This window comes from Nostoc sp. C117 (genome assembly GCF_043099735.1).
Classification (GTDB): domain Bacteria; phylum Cyanobacteriota; class Cyanobacteriia; order Cyanobacteriales; family Nostocaceae; genus Nostoc.
Map to the genome: position 1 here is coordinate 7,126,471 of NZ_CP170991.1, position 18,133 is coordinate 7,144,603.

Below are 18,133 nucleotides of genomic sequence, written 5' to 3' on the forward strand. Positions count from 1 at the left end.
CACCACTAAAGTCACTGCGATGGAACTGATAGAAAATATCAAATTGAATATGGGAAAAATATACTAGTAATTATGCACTGATAACCCGAACATCAACTTAAGAGGTAACACAGATGACGATAGTATCTACAAGCACTTTATCTCAATCTTCTAAAGAGCGATCGCTCATCCTCTGGTTTGATGAAGTTGGTATTAATGATATTTCCTTAGTTGGTGGCAAAAATGCATCATTAGGGGAAATGATTCAACAACTGACACCCAAAGGCATTAATGTGCCTACAGGATTTGCTACCACTGCTTATGCATATCGTTATTTCATCCAATCAGCAGGATTAGAACCAAAGCTACGCCATTTATTTGCTGACTTGGATGTTGAGGATGTAAAAAATTTACGAGAGCGGGGAAAAAAAGCGCGATCGCTATTAATACACACCCCATTTCCGATAGAATTGCGAGAGGCGATCGCCACAGCTTATCAAAGTCTCTCTGAACGATACAATACAGAGACAGATGTAGCAGTCCGTTCTAGCGCCACCGCCGAAGACCTTCCCGATGCGAGTTTTGCCGGACAGCAAGAAACTTACCTCAACGTTGTCGGTGCTGAAGGAGTTTTAGCAGCTTGTCATAAATGCTTTGCTTCTATATTTACCGATCGCGCCATTTCTTATCGCCACACCAAGGGATTTGACCACTTTAGCATTGCTCTTGCCGTTGGCGTGCAAAAAATGGTGCGCTCTGACTTGGCAACCTCTGGGGTGATGTTTTCCATTGACACAGAAACCGGCTTTAAAGATGCTGCGCTGATTACAGCCGCCTACGGTTTAGGTGAAAACGTTGTTCAAGGGTCAGTCAATCCAGATGAATATTATGTTTTTAAACCAACTTTAAAAGCAGGTTTTCGCCCAATCATCGATAAAAAATTGGGCAGCAAAGAACTGAAAATGATTTATGATGATGGCTCTAAATTTACCAAAAATGTCTCTGTTCCTTTCAGAGAAAGAGGTAAATTTGCCCTCACCGATGCAGAAATTTTACAACTAGCAACTTGGGCATGTTTAATTGAAGACCATTATTCCCAAGTTCACGACATTTATACACCAATGGATATAGAGTGGGCAAAAGATGGAATTACTAACCAACTTTTTATTGTCCAAGCGCGTCCCGAAACTGTGCAATCGCAGAAAAAAGGAAATGTATTGCGGAGTTATCGCTTGTTATTAGAGACTGGGGACTGGGGACTAGGAACTGGGGAAAAATCTTCTCAATCCCTACTTCCCATTGTTACAGGAAGCGCTATTGGAGAAGCAATTAGTCAAGGGAAAGTACGTCTAATTTTAGATGTTCAAAAACTCGAACAGTTTCAACCTGGGGAAGTTTTGGTGACAGAAAGAACTGACCCCGATTGGGAACCAATTATGAAACGCGCCAGTGCAATTGTGACTAACTCTGGTGGTCGAACATGCCATGCAGCAATCATTGCGCGAGAACTGGGTGTACCTGCCATCGTCGGATGTGGCAATGCCACGAATATCTTAAAAAATGGTCAAGAAGTGACGATTTCTTGTGCTGAAGGTGAAGAAGGAAAAGTTTACTCAGGATTATTACCTTTTGAAGTTGAAGAAGTCGCCCTAGAGAACTTACCCCGCACCCGTACCCAAATTTTAATGAATGTCGGTAATCCCCAAGAAGCATTAAGTTTATCATCAATTCCTAACGATGGAGTAGGTTTAGCACGGACAGAATTTATTATTGCTAACCAAATCCAAATTCATCCAATGGCATTGATTTATTATGATTTGTTAAAAGATGAATTTGTCAAATCTAAAATTGCTGATATCACCTCACTTTATGACGATAAAACTCAATATTTTGTCGATAAATTAGCCCAAGGTATTGGGAGAATTGCCGCAGCATTTTATCCCAAACCAGTGATTGTGCGAACGTCAGATTTTAAAAGTAATGAATATGCAAATCTGTTAGGCGGTCAACAATTTGAACCCGAAGAAGAAAACCCTATGCTGGGTTGGCGGGGGGCAGCACGTTACTATGATGAAGGCTACAGAGAAGCATTCGCCTTAGAATGTCATGCCCTGAAGCGGGTACGAGAAGAAATGGGTTTGACCAATGTTATCCCAATGATTCCTTTTTGCCGCACTCCCGATGAAGGGCGGTTGGTATTAGCAGAGATGGCAAAAAATGGTTTAAAGCAAGGTGTTAACGACTTACAAGTTTATGTGATGTGTGAATTGCCTAGTAATGTGATTATGGCTGAAGAGTTTGCTGAGGTATTTGATGGCTTTTCCATTGGTTCCAATGACCTAACTCAGTTAACACTAGGGTTAGATAGAGATTCAGCCTTAGTGGCGCGGTTGTTTGATGAGCGCAGTGAGGGTGTGAAGCGAATGGTCAAAATGGCCATACAAGCTGCGAAAAAATGCGATCGCAAAATCGGCATTTGTGGGCAAGCACCCAGCGATTATCCAGAATTTGCCCAGTTTTTGGTGGAACAGGGAATTGATTCTATTAGTTTAAATCCAGATTCTGTGTTAAAGACAATGCTGGAAGTGGCAAAAGTTGAAGGCACTTGCTAATTCGTAATTCGTAACCATGCTCCGCCCCGCTGCGCTAACAGAATTCAGAATACTAGACCTCTTGCAAAAGTCCCTAACACCCCACCCCCAACCCCTCCCCGATGCTTTGGGGAGGGGAGCGTTTGCTTTACTCAAATGCGGGGTGGGGTTTAAAGAGCTTTCTACAAAAGTGAGATGGTTGCGTGCGATCGCACTTATCCTCATCCAATGCTCAAACCCCAACCAGCAACTCGTATCCATGTGCCAAAATGACCGAAAATAACTTTTGACTACTCAACCATAATTATTTTAGGATCTTGCAGAATGGAAAGTTTGTTTAGTCAAAGATAAGATGACAACCCTGTTGGAAAGCGATCGCTTAATAATTCGCAATTGGATACCCGAACGCGATGCCGAACAAGCGTTTGCTATTTATAGTGACCCCGAAGTGACCTATTTTCTTGGTAATGGTTCTCGCGTTACCAGCATTGAGTCACAGCGTCAACGCTTGATTGAAAACATTGAGCGATCGCGCCGACGCAATAATGGTACTGGATCTTGGGCAATTGTAGAAAAGGAAACTACAACAATTGTGGGAACCATCCTGTTGAAGCAATTGCCCGACAAAGATGGCTTACCCACTGAAGATTATGAAGTAGGCTGGCATTTGCGGCGAGCTTATTGGGGTAAAGGGTATGCAACCGAAGCAGCACGAATTATCCTCAACTACGGATTTAGTGTCTTGAACTTGCCAGTGATTTATGCAGTAGTGAAGGCAGAAAATCATGCCTCAATCCGTGTTACCCAAAGACTAGAGATGAAGCGAGTAGGGCGGACAAACAAGTATTACGGTATCGAACTACTCCTGTTCCAACAAGATGCACCTGTAAGAATAGAGAGGGGCACAGGGGCAGAGGGGAATGACAAATGACCAATGACCAATGACAAATGACCAATGACCAATGACCAATGACAAATGACCAATGACAAATGACAAATGACCAATGACAAAAAAATGGTTCCGAATTGGACTAGCGGGTATATTTCTACTATCACTCGCCTTAAGGTTTTGGGGACTGGAGCGATTCAACACTCTAGTATTTGATGAAGTTTATTTTGCCAAATTTGGTAATAATTATCTCACGCATACTCCATTTTTTAATGCTCATCCGCCACTGAGTCAATATCTTATTGGTATCGGCATTTGGATTGGCAGTCACATTCCTTTTGGGCATGAGATAGTAAATGGGCTGACAGGTTCATTGCGATCGCCTTGGACTTATCGTTGGTTAAATGCCCTGACTGGCTCATTCGTTCCTTTAGTTGTGGCAGCGATCGCTTATCAATTAAGTCATCGTCGTAGTTTTGCAATCCTAGCAGGTTTATTTACGGCTTGTGATGGAATATTTCTCGTTGAATCTCGCTATGCCTTAAGTAATATTTATATTGTTATTTTTGGTCTCTTAGGGCAGTGGTTTTTATTATTGGCATTGGATAATCAAAATCAACAACGTTCTTTTTGGTTAGTTCTTGCTGGCATTAATTTTGGTGCCTCAGTCGGTACTAAGTGGAACGGTTTATGGTTTCTTTTAGGTGCTTATCTCATTTGGGTAACAGCATGGATAATTCAGGGAATGCATTCTTTTCCTAACTCCAAACTTCATTTTAGATCCTCGACAGAAGGCAGAAGGCAGGATAGCGCAGCGGTAGCGAGTCCGCGAGCGTCGGCAGAAAACAGGAGGGAAGAGGCAGAAAACAGGAGGGAAGAGGCAGGAGTTACTATTTATTCTCCCCCATTGCCAATTCCCGATTACCCATTCCCCTTATCTCAGACACCACTACAAAACCTGACTCAAGTAAATGTTTTCCAGATGTTATTTTATCTAGGAATAATTCCAGCTTTTATTTACAGTATTATCTGGATTCCCCATCTTCAACTAGATAAAAGGTACGGATTTATTGCAGTACATCAGGAAATTTTGAAGTTTCATTTGCATTTAGGTGGTAATAGTTCGGATGTGCATCCTTATTGTGCAGCCTGGTACAAATGGCCTTTGATGACTCGACCAATGGCATATTATTATCAAACGGCTGAAACTATCACCGAACCGCTACCTGTTATGGGGCCGCCTTTGCCTCCTGGTGCGGTGAAAATTATTTATGATGTTCATGCAATGGGCAATCCGTTTCTGTGGTGGTTTGGCCTTGCTGCCATATTATTTTTAGTTGGGATGCTGGTGGCGCAAGTCCTGATTCCTTTGGTGAAAGAAAAGCGTTTCTCTGTACCTGCAACTCTTAGTGTTGATACTTGGATTGGATTGTACTTAGTTTTAAATTACGCTGCTAACTTATTGCCTTGGGTAAAGGTGACGAGGTGCGTTTTTATCTACCATTATATGTGTGCATTGGTATTTGTATTTTTAGCGATCGCTTGGTTTGTCGATCAATGTCTTCGCAGCTATTATCAACAAATGCGAGCGGTAGGCGTCACCATTACTTTTATCATTGTGGTTGCTTTTATTTTCTGGATGCCGGTGTATTTAGGTTTACCCCTCTCCCCTGAAGATTATAAACTACGAATGTGGTTCAATTCTTGGATTTAGCTCTTCCCCTGCTTGCCTCAACCAAGAAATTTCAAAACTTAGGCAGTATTGACCGTCGCCCTTCCTTTACTAGAAGTTTAAGCGCTTACAGTAATTTTTACAGGCGGGGAATACACTTCATTGTTGGGGCACAGTATTTTGTGCCCTCGTTGCCAAAGAAATTTTCATCCGTGTTAACAGCGTTTTGCGATCGCTTCTTTTTTCTCTGTTCGTCATAAATTCATTTATCTTTACAAAAAGTTTATGAAAATAGAGTAACTATTTTCGGAATTGATAAATAGGATTTGTAGCCTAATCTATACCAATAAAAGCAACAGATAAGTCCTTAATGTAATAAATATTACTTATCGTAATTAACTTTCTTGCATAAAATAAATAATCAAAAGTGATAAGTATTACAGATATAAGGAAACACTAGCTTTTGTAAAATCTCTACTTATTTATACCTAAAGTAGAGAAATATCCTAAATTATGCATTCAGCATAAGACATTCGTGTGTCTATACATCGAGTAATTATACGTATATGTCCGACTGCGAAACGACAATTCAAACAAAATATACTAGTATAAATACTAGTAAGTATTTAACATCATTTCAGCGTAAATTACTGATAGTAAGTTTAGAAAAAAGTTTACCTGAATCTTACCGACAGCGCATTGAAATCATGTTGTTAGCAGATGAGGGAAAAACTCAAAGGTCAATTTGTCAAATTTTGGGGTGTTGTCCAGCAACAGCACGCCATTGGATGCACATAGCCCGGACGGGGATGGCGCATCAATGGCAAGATTGCCCCATTGGTCGCCCGAAGGCAGTAAATGACGAGTATTTAGAACGTTTGAAAGAGTTGATTGGGAGTAGTCCCCGCGATCATGGCTATTCTTTTCGCCGATGGACAGCAAACTGGCTGGGGAAACATCTAGCAAAAGAATTTGGGATTGAAGTAAGCGATCGCCATCTCAAACGACTACTCAAACAGATGGGATTATCCACACGCCCAAAAGCTAACAATCCTGAAGCCAACAGTATTAAACAGGCTACGAGTTCCAAAATCTTGATTAGTGACCTCAAATCGCCAACTATTCCCGATAATTCCGAAATATTACCTATTAACTTCGCCAAATTAGCAAAAAATTCAGAGATTCATGGTACACCATCTATCGAATCAGTTGGTTTCTCTACAACAACTCAACAATATTCTGGGGTATTCTATTCCAACAGAGGAATATCAACAATGTCTTCAAAAATTTAAAGAGAGCAATCCCAAAGTCGGTAAGTTTTGGGTTGCAAGTGATGCCGAACCAGGAATATATATTGCGATCGCTGGCAAGGTCAGATTGCTCGATAGCACCGATGAGTTAATCGCTACTTTAGAGACAGGAGACTCATTTGGGGAATGTACCTTGTTCCCAGATGCCCAATTTCAGCCTTATACTGCCAGAGCTTCAGTAAATTTGCAACTATGCTTTATTTCCAGTGAGGTGTTGTCATCATTGATGGCTAAATATCCTCAAATTCGGGAAAATTTGTGGGCTAGGGCGCTATCTCTCAATCCCCAACAGCTGGACTCAGATAACTCTGCTGTGAAGGAACTTGAGTCAAATACCTATTATGAAACAGATATTTCATCACAGCCAGCAGATTTGCCCCAGGGGAAGAAGATTAGCAAAGCTTATTTTCCCAATCCTACCCAGCAAGTTGGGCATTTATGGCAGCGAGTAACGCGGCGCTATCCGTTTTTTGCTCAACAGAGTGCATCCGATTGCGGTGCAGCTTGTTTAGTTATGGTATCTCGCTATTGGGGGAAACGCTTTAGTGTCAATCGCTTGCGGGATATCGCCAACGTTGACCGCAATGGTGCATCTTTGCGGGGATTATTGGTAGCGGCAGAAAGTCTCGGCTTTGCCACACGACCTGTAAAAGCTGGACTTATGCAGTTAGCCAAGCAAAGCTTACCAGCGATCGTGCATTGGGAAGGCAAGCATTACATTGTTGTCTACGAAATTACCCCTAAACACGTGATTGTAGCCGACCCAGCGATCGGTCAACGCACCCTCAGTCACGCCGAATTTAAAGCCAACTGGACTGGTTACACCTTGCTGTTGCAACCGACAGCCATGCTTAAAGAGACTCAAGAGAGTTCTACACCCTTTTGGCAGTTTTTTGAGTTGATGAAGCCTCACGCTTTGGTGATGGTGGAGGTGTTTATTGCGTCGGTATTTATCCAGATATTTGGGCTTGTAACTCCTTTATTCACCCAGTTAATTTTAGATCGGGTGGTAGTGCAGCGATCGGAACTCACCTTAACAGCTGTTGGCATCGGATTGCTAATGTTTAACCTGTTTCGGGTAGCCATGACAGGGTTGCGCCAATATCTCCTAGACCACACAGCCAATCGAATAGACCTAGCATTAATTATTGGGTTTATTCGCCATACCTTGCGGTTACCCTTGAGTTTCTTCGAGTCTCGTTATGTCGGCGATATTATCTCTCGCGTCCAAGAGAACCGGAAAATTCAACGCTTCCTTTCTGGCGAAGCATTATCAATTCTCCTAGATTTACTCACCGTCTTTATCTATGTGGGATTAATGTTTTGGTACAGCTGGAAAATGGCGTTGCTGGCATTGTTAATTATTCCACCTTTTGCTTTACTGGCATTGATTGCCACACCTTTTTTACAAAAAATTTCCAGAGAAATATTTAATGCTGTTTCCCAAGAAGGTAGTTACCTAATTGAAGCCCTAAGCGGTGTGCGGACAGTGAAAGCCACAGCAGTTGAACAAACAGTGCGTTGGCATTGGGAGGAATTACTAAATAAAGAAGTAAAAACTAATTTTGCTGGACAAGTTATTAGCAATCGTCTGCAAATATTCAGTAACACAATTCAAGCTCTCATGACTACTGCTTTGTTGTGGTTTGGGGCTTATCAAGTGATTCACGATCAATTAACTATTGGGCAACTAGTAGCATTTAATATGCTACTGGGTAATATTATTACCCCCTTTCAAAGGTTAAGTGTATTGTGGAATCAGTTGCAAGAAGTCGTGATTGCTATGGAACGTATCAATGATGTCTTAGATGCAAAACCAGAAGAAGATTTACACCACCAACCACGGCAAAACTTACCAGCAATTCAGGGTAATATTCGCTTTCAAAAAGTGACATTTCGCTATCATCCAGAAAGCGATATGAATATCTTAGAGAATCTGAGCTTTGAAGTAAAAGCAGGGCAAATGGTCGCTTTAGTTGGGCGTAGTGGTTCGGGAAAAACTACTATTTCTAAGTTAGTTTTAGGGTTGTATCCTGCCACAGATGGCAAAATTTTAATTGATGGACAAGATATTACTAGCATTTCCTTAAGTTCTTTACGTCAACAAGTCGGGGTAGTCGATCAAGATACTTTTTTGTTTGGCGGAACAATTCGAGATAATATTAGCTTAGGGCATCCTGGAGCAGCTTTAGAAGAGGTGATGCAGGCAGCAAAACTAGCAGGTGCTGATGAATTTATTAAAAAATTACCGATGGGGTATGAAACCCAAATTGGTGAAGGTGGGGGATTGTTATCTGGGGGACAAAGACAGAGGATAGCTATTGCCAGAGCTTTATTAGGTAATCCTCAGTTATTGGTTTTAGATGAAGCAACTTCCCATTTAGATACCGAATCAGAAAGAATTATCCAGCAGAATTTCAACACAATTCTTCGAGGAAGAACTACTTTGGTAATCGCCCATCGTCTTTCTACAATCCGAAGTGCTGATTTGATTTTGGTACTAGACAGAGGTGTATTAATTGAAAGTGGAAATCATGAAGAATTAATGGCGAAACGGGGACATTATTTCTATCTCAATCAACAGCAGTTACAGGTTACAGCATAAATTATGAAAACAGAAAAGTTATTCATCATTAATGATTAATAAAATATCCACCTTTAAAAATCTGTATCCAGAGAATTATGCCAAATACTGTAATAAATGGAAAGGTAACCAATCCACTATCAGAAGAAACATTTATCCAAGAAATGTTACCTTCGCCAATTCTCGCCAAATCCACTGATGATTGGTCTCAGATTACCAAAGAATCACTTGACAGTTTTCCTCAGGTTTGGACAAGAGGATTACTATATTTCCTAGTTGTATTTGTATCTATAATCTTACCTTGGGCAATGTTATCTAAGGTAGATGAAACTGGTACAGCGAGAGGTCGAACTGAGCCTAAAGAAAAAACAATTAAACTCGATTCTGCTGTGGCGGGAACTGTTGCCCAAATTCGAGTCAAAGAAGGTGATTATGTAAAAGCTGGGCAGACTTTATTGGTTTTAGAATCAGAATTAGTCAAGGCAGATTTTCAGCAGGCACAGGATAAATTAGAGGGACAATTAAATCGACTTGCTCAGTTAAATGCATCTAAAAATCAATTATTTGTATCTTTAGCGACTCAACAGCAACAAAATCAATCTCAACAATTAGAAAAGCAAACCCAAATCGATCAAGCACGCCAAAATTTAGATGCTCTGAAGAATGCTTATCAATTGCAAAAAGAAGAAAAATTAGCTCAAGTTAATCAAGCACAGCAAACTCTTGAACATAGTAAAACTACTAGTAAGTTAGCCGAAAGTAGTTTGATAAGTACTCAGCGAGAGGTTCAACGCTATAGCAAGCTAAATAAAGAAGGAGTAGTTCCAGAAATAAATGTTGTTGAAAAAGAAGATATAGCTAAAGAAAAACAAAAAGTATATGAGCAAACTCAATCTGATATTGAGCAAGCTAAATTAACTTTGTCAGAGCAAAAAAGTAGTTATGAGAGAAGTATTCAGCAAATTAATACTGATATTGAACAAGCTAGATTGCGACTAAAAGAACAAGAAAGAGGTTATGAAGCTTTGACTCGTTCTAATCAGCTAGCGGTGCTAAAAATTGCCGAGCAGCAGAAAAGTTTAGATACTGATATTACTTCATTACAATCAGAAATAGCTCAAAATAAAAGGCAAATTTTATCATTGAGGTTTCAGTTAGGACAACGAGAAATCAGAGCTACCAGTAGTGGTACATTATTTCACCTACCAATTGAAAAAGCTGGTTCTGTTGTCCAGCCAGGGACAATGGTGGCAGAGATTGCATCGCTGAATTCACCTTTAATAATTCGGGCACAAATGGCAACTACAGAAAGTGGTTCTTTGCGGACAGGACTACCAGTAAAAATAAAATTTGATGCTTATCCTTTTCAAGATTATGGGGTTGTAGCAGGTGAATTAATTAAAATTTCTCCTACTACTACAGAGATAGATACGCCTAATGGAAAAATGGCGGCTTATAACTTAGATATTTCGCTAAAACAGAGTTGCATTCCCTCTGCAAATAAGTGTATTCCCTTCCGTCCTGGGGATACAGCATCAGCTGAGGTGATTATACGCCAACGGCGAATTATTGATTTTCTACTCGATCCGTTTAAGAAGTTGCAGCAAGGAGGTGTGAAATTGTAAATATTTCCCGGTAATTGTACATTTTTCAACCTCCTAATCTATTCTTCTTTCCTTTCATTAACGGAAAAAAGGGTTATTCCGCTTTTAATTTGTTTACCTAATTACCAAAGTAAAATTATGTTAGAATCTATCACTATTACCAACGAAGATATTCTTAATCAAATCAAGCTATCCTGCAAAATTCCTGAGATAATCGAAGACATTATTAACCATAAGATGATTGAAAATGCCGCAGCTACAGTAGGCATCAAAGTAGAAACTGAAGAACTTCAGCAAGCCGCAGATAAATTCAGATTAATGTATCAACTGGAGAGTGCTGAAGATACCTGGGCATGGCTAAAAAAACATGGTTTATCTTTAGATGGTTTTGAAATAGTTGTCTACAACAGGCTTCTATCAACTAAGTTACTAGCTCATTTGTTTTTAGATAAAATTGAACCTTACTTTTTTGAAAATCAACTGGATTATATTGGTGTGGTAATGTATGAAGTTATCCTCGATGATGAAGACTTGGCAATAGAACTTTTTTATGCCATTCAGGAAGGTGAGATGAGTTTTTATGATGTTGCTCACAAATACATCCAGGATAAAGAATTACGCCGAAAAGGCGGATATCGGGGAATACTGTACCGCAAAGAATTAAAGCCGGAGATTTCTGCTGCTGTTTTTGCTGCTAAACCACCACAGCTTCTTAAACCCATAGTGACTTCTAAAGGAATACATTTGATTTTAGTTGAAGAAATTATTCAACCCCAACTGGATAACGTACTGCGCCATAAAATTGGCTTAGATTTATTTCAGCAATGGCTAAATCCACAAATTGCTCAAGTTGAAATTACAACAGTTTTGAATTGATTAGACTACAGTAGATAGTTTTTCCTTTGTAGGGTGAGCATTGCAATGCTTGCCCTATTGTTGTAAATAAACTCGTCAAAAATAAAAAACAGCCCAAGATTTATAACCTTGGGCTGCTATTTTCAAATAACTCTAATTATTAGAAGTTATAGAAAAATCAGGTATTTACTACCACTCTACGCATAATCCTGTCCATAAAAATTCAAATTTGAAACCACCTAAAACACCTGCAATTTCCTGCTCTGTCAACTCATGTAAAAAGGTTTCAGAATCTTGGAACAGATCAGAACCAGTAGGACGCAGATTAGAGATTGCAATGTTAGCCATAGTAAGTTTACTCCTAAGTCAATTTGTTTGAGTTTTTTGGAGGAGTTGTATTTCCTCTCTACATTTATATCATCGATGATTTTATTGATTATTTCAATACTTGATTCATTCTAATATGTGCCAAAAGTAATTCATTTAAATGTTAAAAATATAATAATTTGATTAGTGCTTATATAGATATTTTTCTGAAAAACAATAAATAATTTTGCCAATTTACTTTTTTATCTGGGATACTATTTATAGTAGAGATAAATCATTTGTCAGACTTTGAGTTTGTTGTGAAACCCTTCTAGTCTGCCCTTGGGAAGGTGGGAATAGAGGGGGGTGATTTTTTTGATAAATCATTTAGGAGTGCTATACATTCTATCTGCTAACATAGAATTTAGAAAAATCTAAAAACATTGAGATATTCCTGATTTTTATCTAGATAAATAAAACATTTAAGTCACTTTTGTTTGAATTTTGAATTTTGTTAGCGCAGCGTAAAGCCTTTGGCACAGCTTCGCTTAGAGTGAGTCCACGTACCCTTACAGGAAAACCGAATTTCTCACAACTGAGAAATTCGGGCTATTTATATATTTACCTTGAGAGTTTTAACGTTTAAAGCTGTCGATGGAAGAATAGTTTTGCCGTCCACTATTATCTGTAAATTCTGTGAAGTTCTGTAAAGAAAGTGCATTTCTGCCTTTGAGATCCAAAGTCAGAAGAGTTTGAGCAAATCCTGGATTGTAGCTAGCAGTCCCATAACGGGTGTTTGGGTTTTGTACATTACTGCTATAGGTTATGAGCCTGGTTTTCCCCCATTTACAATCAGTAGGATGGCATTTACCAAATGCTTCGATGTTTAATTTGTTGCCACCGGCTGATGTGATCACCAAACGAGTAATACCACTTGTATTTGAATTAGTATTCACCCAAGTACCAATAAAGTCAGCAGGTGCAGCTAGAGCCGGACTAACTAAAGCAGCAGCTAAAGATGCACTAGAAATAGCAAGCACCAAAGAATTTTTCAACATTTAATTAACAGTTTAAATTTGGTATTGGAACTATGTTCCTAAATTCAGCTACAGTGGTTTAGAGAGAAGTTACGGAAATTTTTAGTGGGATTTATTATTAAGTTTTTCTATTAATTGATTTTCAGCTAGGCTAAAAAATTTCCCGCTAACTGTTTGATTGCTTGATACTGATTTTCATACAGCAGTTTTCTTTTCGATGAAGTACAAAGCTATGGGTTTTGAGCCAGGATAGCCCAGCAGTAGCGAGTTCGCTTACTCATCCAAAGAAGCAAGCTAAAAGCTACGGGCAGCGTCTTGTAGAGAGCGTCAGTTCTCCAGCCATTTCATAACTGATTGAATTTGCTCTGGCTCTAGGCCGCGGCTTTGTTGTCCGTAGCATAGAATAATTGGCTGGGCCGGTTTGGGTTTGAGGAAGTTTAAGAATTTTATGAGACAGGTAAACGCAACTATATAACAGGGTTTCCATTTGATGAGGTACGTTGCTTCCTTATTTCCTGGTTTGTATTTTGCATCAGATGGCAGGGCGCGATCGCATCCCTTCTTAGAGTAAATATTTTATTCAGATAGAAGCTAGATTTATGCCATACTTTACTCAGTATATTATCGGTGAGTAATTAAACTATACTTACTACTTTTTATACATTAAAAAGACTTGTGTAAGTTGCGAGTACTTTGGCATAATTTTGATTTTAATAGCTGAAAAATTTATAATGTCTGCTTTTAGCAAATACCAAAGGCGGAATTTGGCTTGTATGACATTTGCTGGAATTTAAGGAACTATCTGTTCTAGACCAAATTATTTCTTAGTTTTAAATTTATCACATGAAATACATATATCTACTTGTGCTATTTTTTCCGTTGTTACTCGTCGGTTGCGATAAGTCAGGAAGAGAAAAAATTGAGTCTGTAGCATCTCCTAGTTTGCTTAAGTCTGAACTTGGGGATGAAGGGACGACATCTAAAAACCCAGTGTTAATAAGTGAACTGACAACTCCAGAAGCGACAGGATTTAGCGGTGCGATCGCCACAAATCCAGAAGTGACAGGGTTTAATGGTGCGATCGCGCCTCCAGTTGTCGCAACAAATGAAGTTATGGGGAGTGCTGGCTTGATAGTGTACACTTATATACAACCACCACTCGTCGTATTGCAACCGACTCCTGCAACAGTATCAATACCTGAACCGACTCCTGGGGGATTTACAGGGATAGGAAGTGGTTTAATCATGCTGTTAATAGTACGGAGACGATTCACCTGAAAAATCCCCCAGATGAAAAGCGTTGGGGATTTCCAACAAATAAATTATCCAATCTTGTGGATTGGGCAACATGAGCGCCTTTCACTACTAATAGATCGCTTACTTAAACATCAAGTTTGACAGATTGTCTTTTGACAGCGATCGCAACTTCACTTACAGTTCCGCACTAGAGGAGTGCTGAGTAAAGAAGAAAAGAATTTCTTATTACTTCTTCAAAATCTTTATTCTGACACTCAGGACTTATGGCTCAGAAGTTTGTTTATGGTAGATTTGTTGCTGATCGCAATCCTGGGGTTCCTGGGGAGTTTTGGACATTGCTTTGGGATGTGTGGTCCTCTAACAGTGGCGTTTTCCCTGTCTTATCAACCAAAAATTCCACACACACGTTCCTTAGGACAGACATCAACCTTAGAAAAGTGCGATACTTGGCAACAGCAATTAAAATTTCATATTCTGCTAAACCTGGGGCGGATGTTGAGCTATGCTCTAGTCGGTGCTGGCATTGGGGCGCTGGGTTCGGTATTGCTACAAGGTGGACAGCTGGCGGGTGTTGGCAGCGACTTCCGGCGCTGGATGGCAATTCTAACTGGTGTAATGCTTATTTGGTTTGCCTTAGGACAATTAAAACCCGATTTACTACCGCGCATTCCTGTGTTACATCCCTTACTACAAGGTAGTTTACACGATCGCCTCAGCAGCGGAATGGTTAAGCTTTCCTTAAAAACCAAATGGTGGACGCCCATGCTTTTGGGGATGACTTGGGGTTTAATGCCCTGTGGTTTCCTCTATGCTGCCCAAATTAAAGCGGCTGAAACTGGCAATTTATGGATGGGTGCAGCAACTATGCTGGCTTTTGGCTTGGGAACTCTGCCCACGATGTTAGGTGTAGGCGTCTCTACATCATTGGTGAGTAAAGACAGGCGCAGTCAGTTGTTTCGATTAGGCGGCTGGGTGACACTGACTATTGGCATCATCACCTTACTGCGGACTGGTGACACAATGGTAGATTACACCGGACACGCCGCCTTAATCTGTTTAATCTTGGCGCTGATTGCGCGTCCTCTTAGTGGCTTGTGGGCGTCACCACTGCGTTACCGCCGGGGTTTGGGAGTGGGAGCTTTTGTGCTTTCTGTGGTTCATACCGCCCACATGATAGAACACTCATTGGGATGGAATTTTGCCGCCTTTTCCTTCCTACCGCTAGAATTTCAGTGGGGTATGGCTGCGGGTGCTGTAGCATTGGTATTAATGTCCCCTGCCGCATTAACGAGTTGGGAATCATTGCAGAAATCTTGGGGTAAGCGCTGGCGACAGATTCATCTATTGGGTGTGCCAGCTTTGCTCTTGAGTGCCATTCATACTGTGTTGATTGGTTCCCATTACCTGGGTTCCTTACAATCAACTTGGGCAAATAAATTAGCGGCAGTACTGATGGGAATTATTACCCTCGGTGTTTTGATGGTGCGTTCTCGCTTTTTTTGGTCAAAGTTAGCCGTAGAAAAGTTTTATGTCCCTCCAACCAAATCGCGGTAAATCATTGTTATTTTCTGGCTCCATCCCAACAAGTCAAAAACAAAGACATTACCTAAACAAAGGAACAATCAAGTATTTATTATTCCTGAGTACTTTAGTTATCTCAATAACTAATCTTTACCCTGCGTCTGCTCATAAAGTGGAAGTAGCTGGAGATGTCGGCGGTACTCTCCACATTGAACCCGATGATACTCCTCGTGCAGGAGAACCCTCCCAAGCCTGGTTTGCTCTCACCCGCAGAGGTGGAAAAGTGATTCCCTTGGCACAGTGTAATTGTCAATTGGCTGTTTATGCCGAACCCCATGCAGAGGGAGAGCCACCACTCCTAGAACCACAATTAGAAGCTGTGGCGGCTGAACGCTATCAAGGCATCCCAGGTGCGGAAGTTGTCTTTCCCAAGCCAGGTATCTATGAGTTGGAACTCAATGGTAAGCCAGTTTCAGGGGCAAGATTCAAACCCTTTGAGTTAAAATTTGAAGTTACTGTGGCAGGTGGTTCTACCGAAAGTACACGAAACCGGCGAAATATCAATGGTGATGTAACACAGGATGAAAATAAGAGTTTACCACTTTGGGCGATCGCTCTGCCAATCTTCGGATTTATCGCTATCTTATTTGTTGCACTACGAGGAATGAGAGGGGGGAATGGGGAGTAGGGAGTAAGGGAGTAGGGGCTGAGTGCTGAGTGTTGAGTAAAAATCTCAGTCCCCAGTCCCCAGTCCCCAATCCCTAATCATTGACTTATGATACAGAGCAACTAAATTTATTTATAGTGATTGTTAATTTTGAATTTTGAATTCGGAGTGAAGCAACATGACCACTACAACACAAAAGCTCAACCTCGAGCAGTATCTAGCGTATGATGACGGCACAGATACCCGCTATGAGATGGTAGATGGAGAACTTGTGGCAATGTCTCCAGAAACGGATAGAAATAATTTAATTTCTTTGTATTTACTCTCAGAATTTTTGAAATTTGTGCCAATTCGCCTCATTCGTCACAAAGATACAGAAATTATAGTCACGGGAAATCGAGTGCGACTACCAGACTTGATAATATTGACTGAGGAGTTATTTACGGCAATCGGGGGTAAGCGAGCAACAATTACTGTAGATATGCCACCTCCGGCGCTAGTGGTTGAGGTTGTCTCCCCTGGTAAAGCGAATGAAGACCGAGACTACCGCTACAAGCGCTCTGAGTATGCAGCTAGGGGAATTCCTGAATACTGGATTGTTGATTTTGCTAAGCAACAGGTTATTGTACTGACCCTGATAGATGGACTATATGAAGAAGTTGTATTTCAGAATAGCGATCGCATTACATCATTATATTTTCCTGAGTTAGCACTGACAGGCGGGGAAGTCTTGACAGGCGGGGAAGTTTGATCGTACTTCCCCAGCAGCCATTAGCTGCTATATTCAGCGCCATTGAGGCATCTCGGCTCAATGTCATCAAATCTAATTGTGTCGCTTTTGATGCCACTGCCACGCATGAGCAACAATATCTTGGATCGATGTGTACTGAGGTTTCCAGCCTAAGATCGTTCTGGCTTGTTCGCTAGTGCCAATGAGAATAGGGGGATCGCCAGGACGGCGATCGCGTTCTTCAACTGGTATGCTAATTCCTGTTACCGCCTCGGCTGCTGCAATCACTTCTCTGACAGAAAAGCCGCTACCATTGCCCAAATTGAAAACTTCGCTATCGCCACCTTTTAATAAATATTCCAATCCCAAAATATGAGCATCTGCTAAGTCATTAACGTGAATGTAATCACGAATACAAGTACCATCGGGTGTGGGGTAATCAGTGCCGAAAATTGAAATAGATTCTCGTTTGCCTAAAGCAGTCATTAGCACCAAGGGAATCAAATGGGTTTCTGGGTTGTGATCTTCCCCAAGTAAGCCACTAGGATTAGCGCCAGCAGCATTAAAATACCGAAAACGCACCGATTGCAAACCGTAAGCCACATCAAAATCAGTCAGAATCCGCTCTACCATCAGCTTGGTAGCACCATAGGGATTAATCGGATTTTGGGGATGGGTTTCGGGAATTGGTACAAATTCAGGTACACCATAAGTAGCACAAGTGGAAGAAAAGACAAATTTCTTTACAGAAGCCGTCAGCATCGCTTCTAACAAAGTCAGAGTGCCAACGACGTTATTGCGGTAATATTTGGCTGGGTCGGTTACTGATTCTCCCACGTAGGCATAGGCGGAAAAGTGCATTACAGCAGTGATATCGTGGGTTTTGAATAGCTGATCGAGTAGAGGGCGATCGCCTGTGTCGCCGACTATCAGTTCTACTTCTAAAACCTTTTCTACTAGGTCACGATGCCCATAGACCAGATTATCAAGGATGACAACGTTATAACCCGCTTGCTTGAGAGCAAGCACCGTATGAGAACCAATATATCCAGCTCCCCCTGTTACCAAGATCGTAGGCTTTGCAGACGACATAGTTTTTCCTTTGAAGTTAACAACTACTCAATCAATTTA

The 18,133-nt window shown here is 40.7% G+C and carries 14 protein-coding genes; 11 read left to right on the forward strand and 3 right to left on the reverse strand.

The annotated features are described in order from the left end of the window. Positions 1-113: 113 nt before the first annotated feature. The 7 genes from ppsA to ACFG4S_RS30495 all read left to right on the forward strand — a co-directional run bounded on the left by ppsA (position 114) and on the right by ACFG4S_RS30495 (position 11,505). Positions 114-2,591, forward strand: a complete 2,478-nt coding sequence (gene ppsA / locus ACFG4S_RS30465) for a phosphoenolpyruvate synthase (protein ID WP_392532617.1) — start codon at positions 114-116, stop codon at positions 2,589-2,591. A 331-nt stretch (positions 2,592-2,922) separates the two neighbouring features. Continuing rightward, positions 2,923-3,501: a GNAT family N-acetyltransferase gene (locus ACFG4S_RS30470; protein ID WP_392532618.1), complete on the forward strand. Its 579-nt coding sequence runs from the start codon at positions 2,923-2,925 to the stop codon at positions 3,499-3,501. Between the two features lie 73 nt (positions 3,502-3,574). Next, positions 3,575-5,173: a dolichyl-phosphate-mannose--protein mannosyltransferase gene (locus ACFG4S_RS30475; RefSeq protein ID WP_392532619.1), complete on the forward strand. Its 1,599-nt coding sequence runs from the start codon at positions 3,575-3,577 to the stop codon at positions 5,171-5,173. 524 nt (positions 5,174-5,697) lie between these two features. Further along, positions 5,698-6,423, forward strand: coding sequence for a transposase (locus ACFG4S_RS30480; protein ID WP_392532620.1), 726 nt, complete (start codon positions 5,698-5,700; stop codon positions 6,421-6,423). Then, positions 6,317-9,046 (forward strand): peptidase domain-containing ABC transporter, encoded by a 2,730-nt coding sequence (locus ACFG4S_RS30485; protein ID WP_392532621.1) that lies wholly within the window; start codon positions 6,317-6,319, stop codon positions 9,044-9,046. The genes ACFG4S_RS30480 and ACFG4S_RS30485 overlap by 107 nt, the downstream gene beginning before the upstream one ends. A 77-nt stretch (positions 9,047-9,123) precedes the next feature. After that, a complete protein-coding gene (locus ACFG4S_RS30490; RefSeq protein WP_392532622.1) occupies positions 9,124-10,650 on the forward strand; it encodes an HlyD family efflux transporter periplasmic adaptor subunit in 1,527 nt (508 codons plus the stop codon). Positions 10,651-10,767: 117 nt separating this feature from the next. Then, on the forward strand, positions 10,768-11,505 hold the full coding sequence (locus tag ACFG4S_RS30495; RefSeq protein ID WP_392532623.1) for a peptidylprolyl isomerase: 738 nt from the start codon (positions 10,768-10,770) through the stop codon (positions 11,503-11,505). A gap of 168 nt (positions 11,506-11,673) precedes the next feature. On the opposite strand, the gene ACFG4S_RS30500 is transcribed toward ACFG4S_RS30495, so the two are convergent. Together ACFG4S_RS30500 and ACFG4S_RS30505 are read right to left on the reverse strand one after the other, a co-directional pair. Then, complete coding sequence (locus ACFG4S_RS30500) at positions 11,674-11,832, reverse strand: hypothetical protein (protein WP_392532624.1); 159 nt, start codon at positions 11,830-11,832, stop codon at positions 11,674-11,676. A 593-nt stretch (positions 11,833-12,425) separates the two neighbouring features. Further along, positions 12,426-12,848 carry a hypothetical protein gene (locus ACFG4S_RS30505; RefSeq protein WP_392532625.1) on the reverse strand — a complete coding sequence of 141 codons (423 nt, stop codon included), beginning with the start codon at positions 12,846-12,848 and terminating at the stop codon, positions 12,426-12,428. Between the two features lie 822 nt (positions 12,849-13,670). On the opposite strand from ACFG4S_RS30505, the gene ACFG4S_RS30510 reads away from it, so the two are divergent. The 4 genes from ACFG4S_RS30510 (at position 13,671) to ACFG4S_RS30525 (ending at position 17,023) form a co-directional block, all read left to right on the forward strand. After that, positions 13,671-14,105 (forward strand): hypothetical protein, encoded by a 435-nt coding sequence (locus ACFG4S_RS30510; protein ID WP_392532626.1) that lies wholly within the window; start codon positions 13,671-13,673, stop codon positions 14,103-14,105. 261 nt (positions 14,106-14,366) lie between these two features. Beyond that, a complete protein-coding gene (locus tag ACFG4S_RS30515; protein ID WP_392532627.1) occupies positions 14,367-15,638 on the forward strand; it encodes a sulfite exporter TauE/SafE family protein in 1,272 nt (423 codons plus the stop codon). Next, the gene (locus ACFG4S_RS30520) at positions 15,613-16,293 is read left to right on the forward strand and encodes a hypothetical protein (protein WP_392532628.1); all 681 of its coding nucleotides are present in this window, start codon (positions 15,613-15,615) and stop codon (positions 16,291-16,293) included. The genes ACFG4S_RS30515 and ACFG4S_RS30520 overlap by 26 nt, the downstream gene beginning before the upstream one ends. 157 nt (positions 16,294-16,450) lie before the next feature. Next, positions 16,451-17,023 carry a Uma2 family endonuclease gene (locus ACFG4S_RS30525; protein ID WP_392532629.1) on the forward strand — a complete coding sequence of 191 codons (573 nt, stop codon included), beginning with the start codon at positions 16,451-16,453 and terminating at the stop codon, positions 17,021-17,023. 72 nt (positions 17,024-17,095) lie between these two features. On the opposite strand, the gene galE is transcribed toward ACFG4S_RS30525, so the two are convergent. Beyond that, the gene (gene galE, locus ACFG4S_RS30530) at positions 17,096-18,094 is read right to left on the reverse strand and encodes a UDP-glucose 4-epimerase GalE (protein ID WP_392532630.1); all 999 of its coding nucleotides are present in this window, start codon (positions 18,092-18,094) and stop codon (positions 17,096-17,098) included. Between the last annotated feature and the right edge of the window lie 39 nt (positions 18,095-18,133).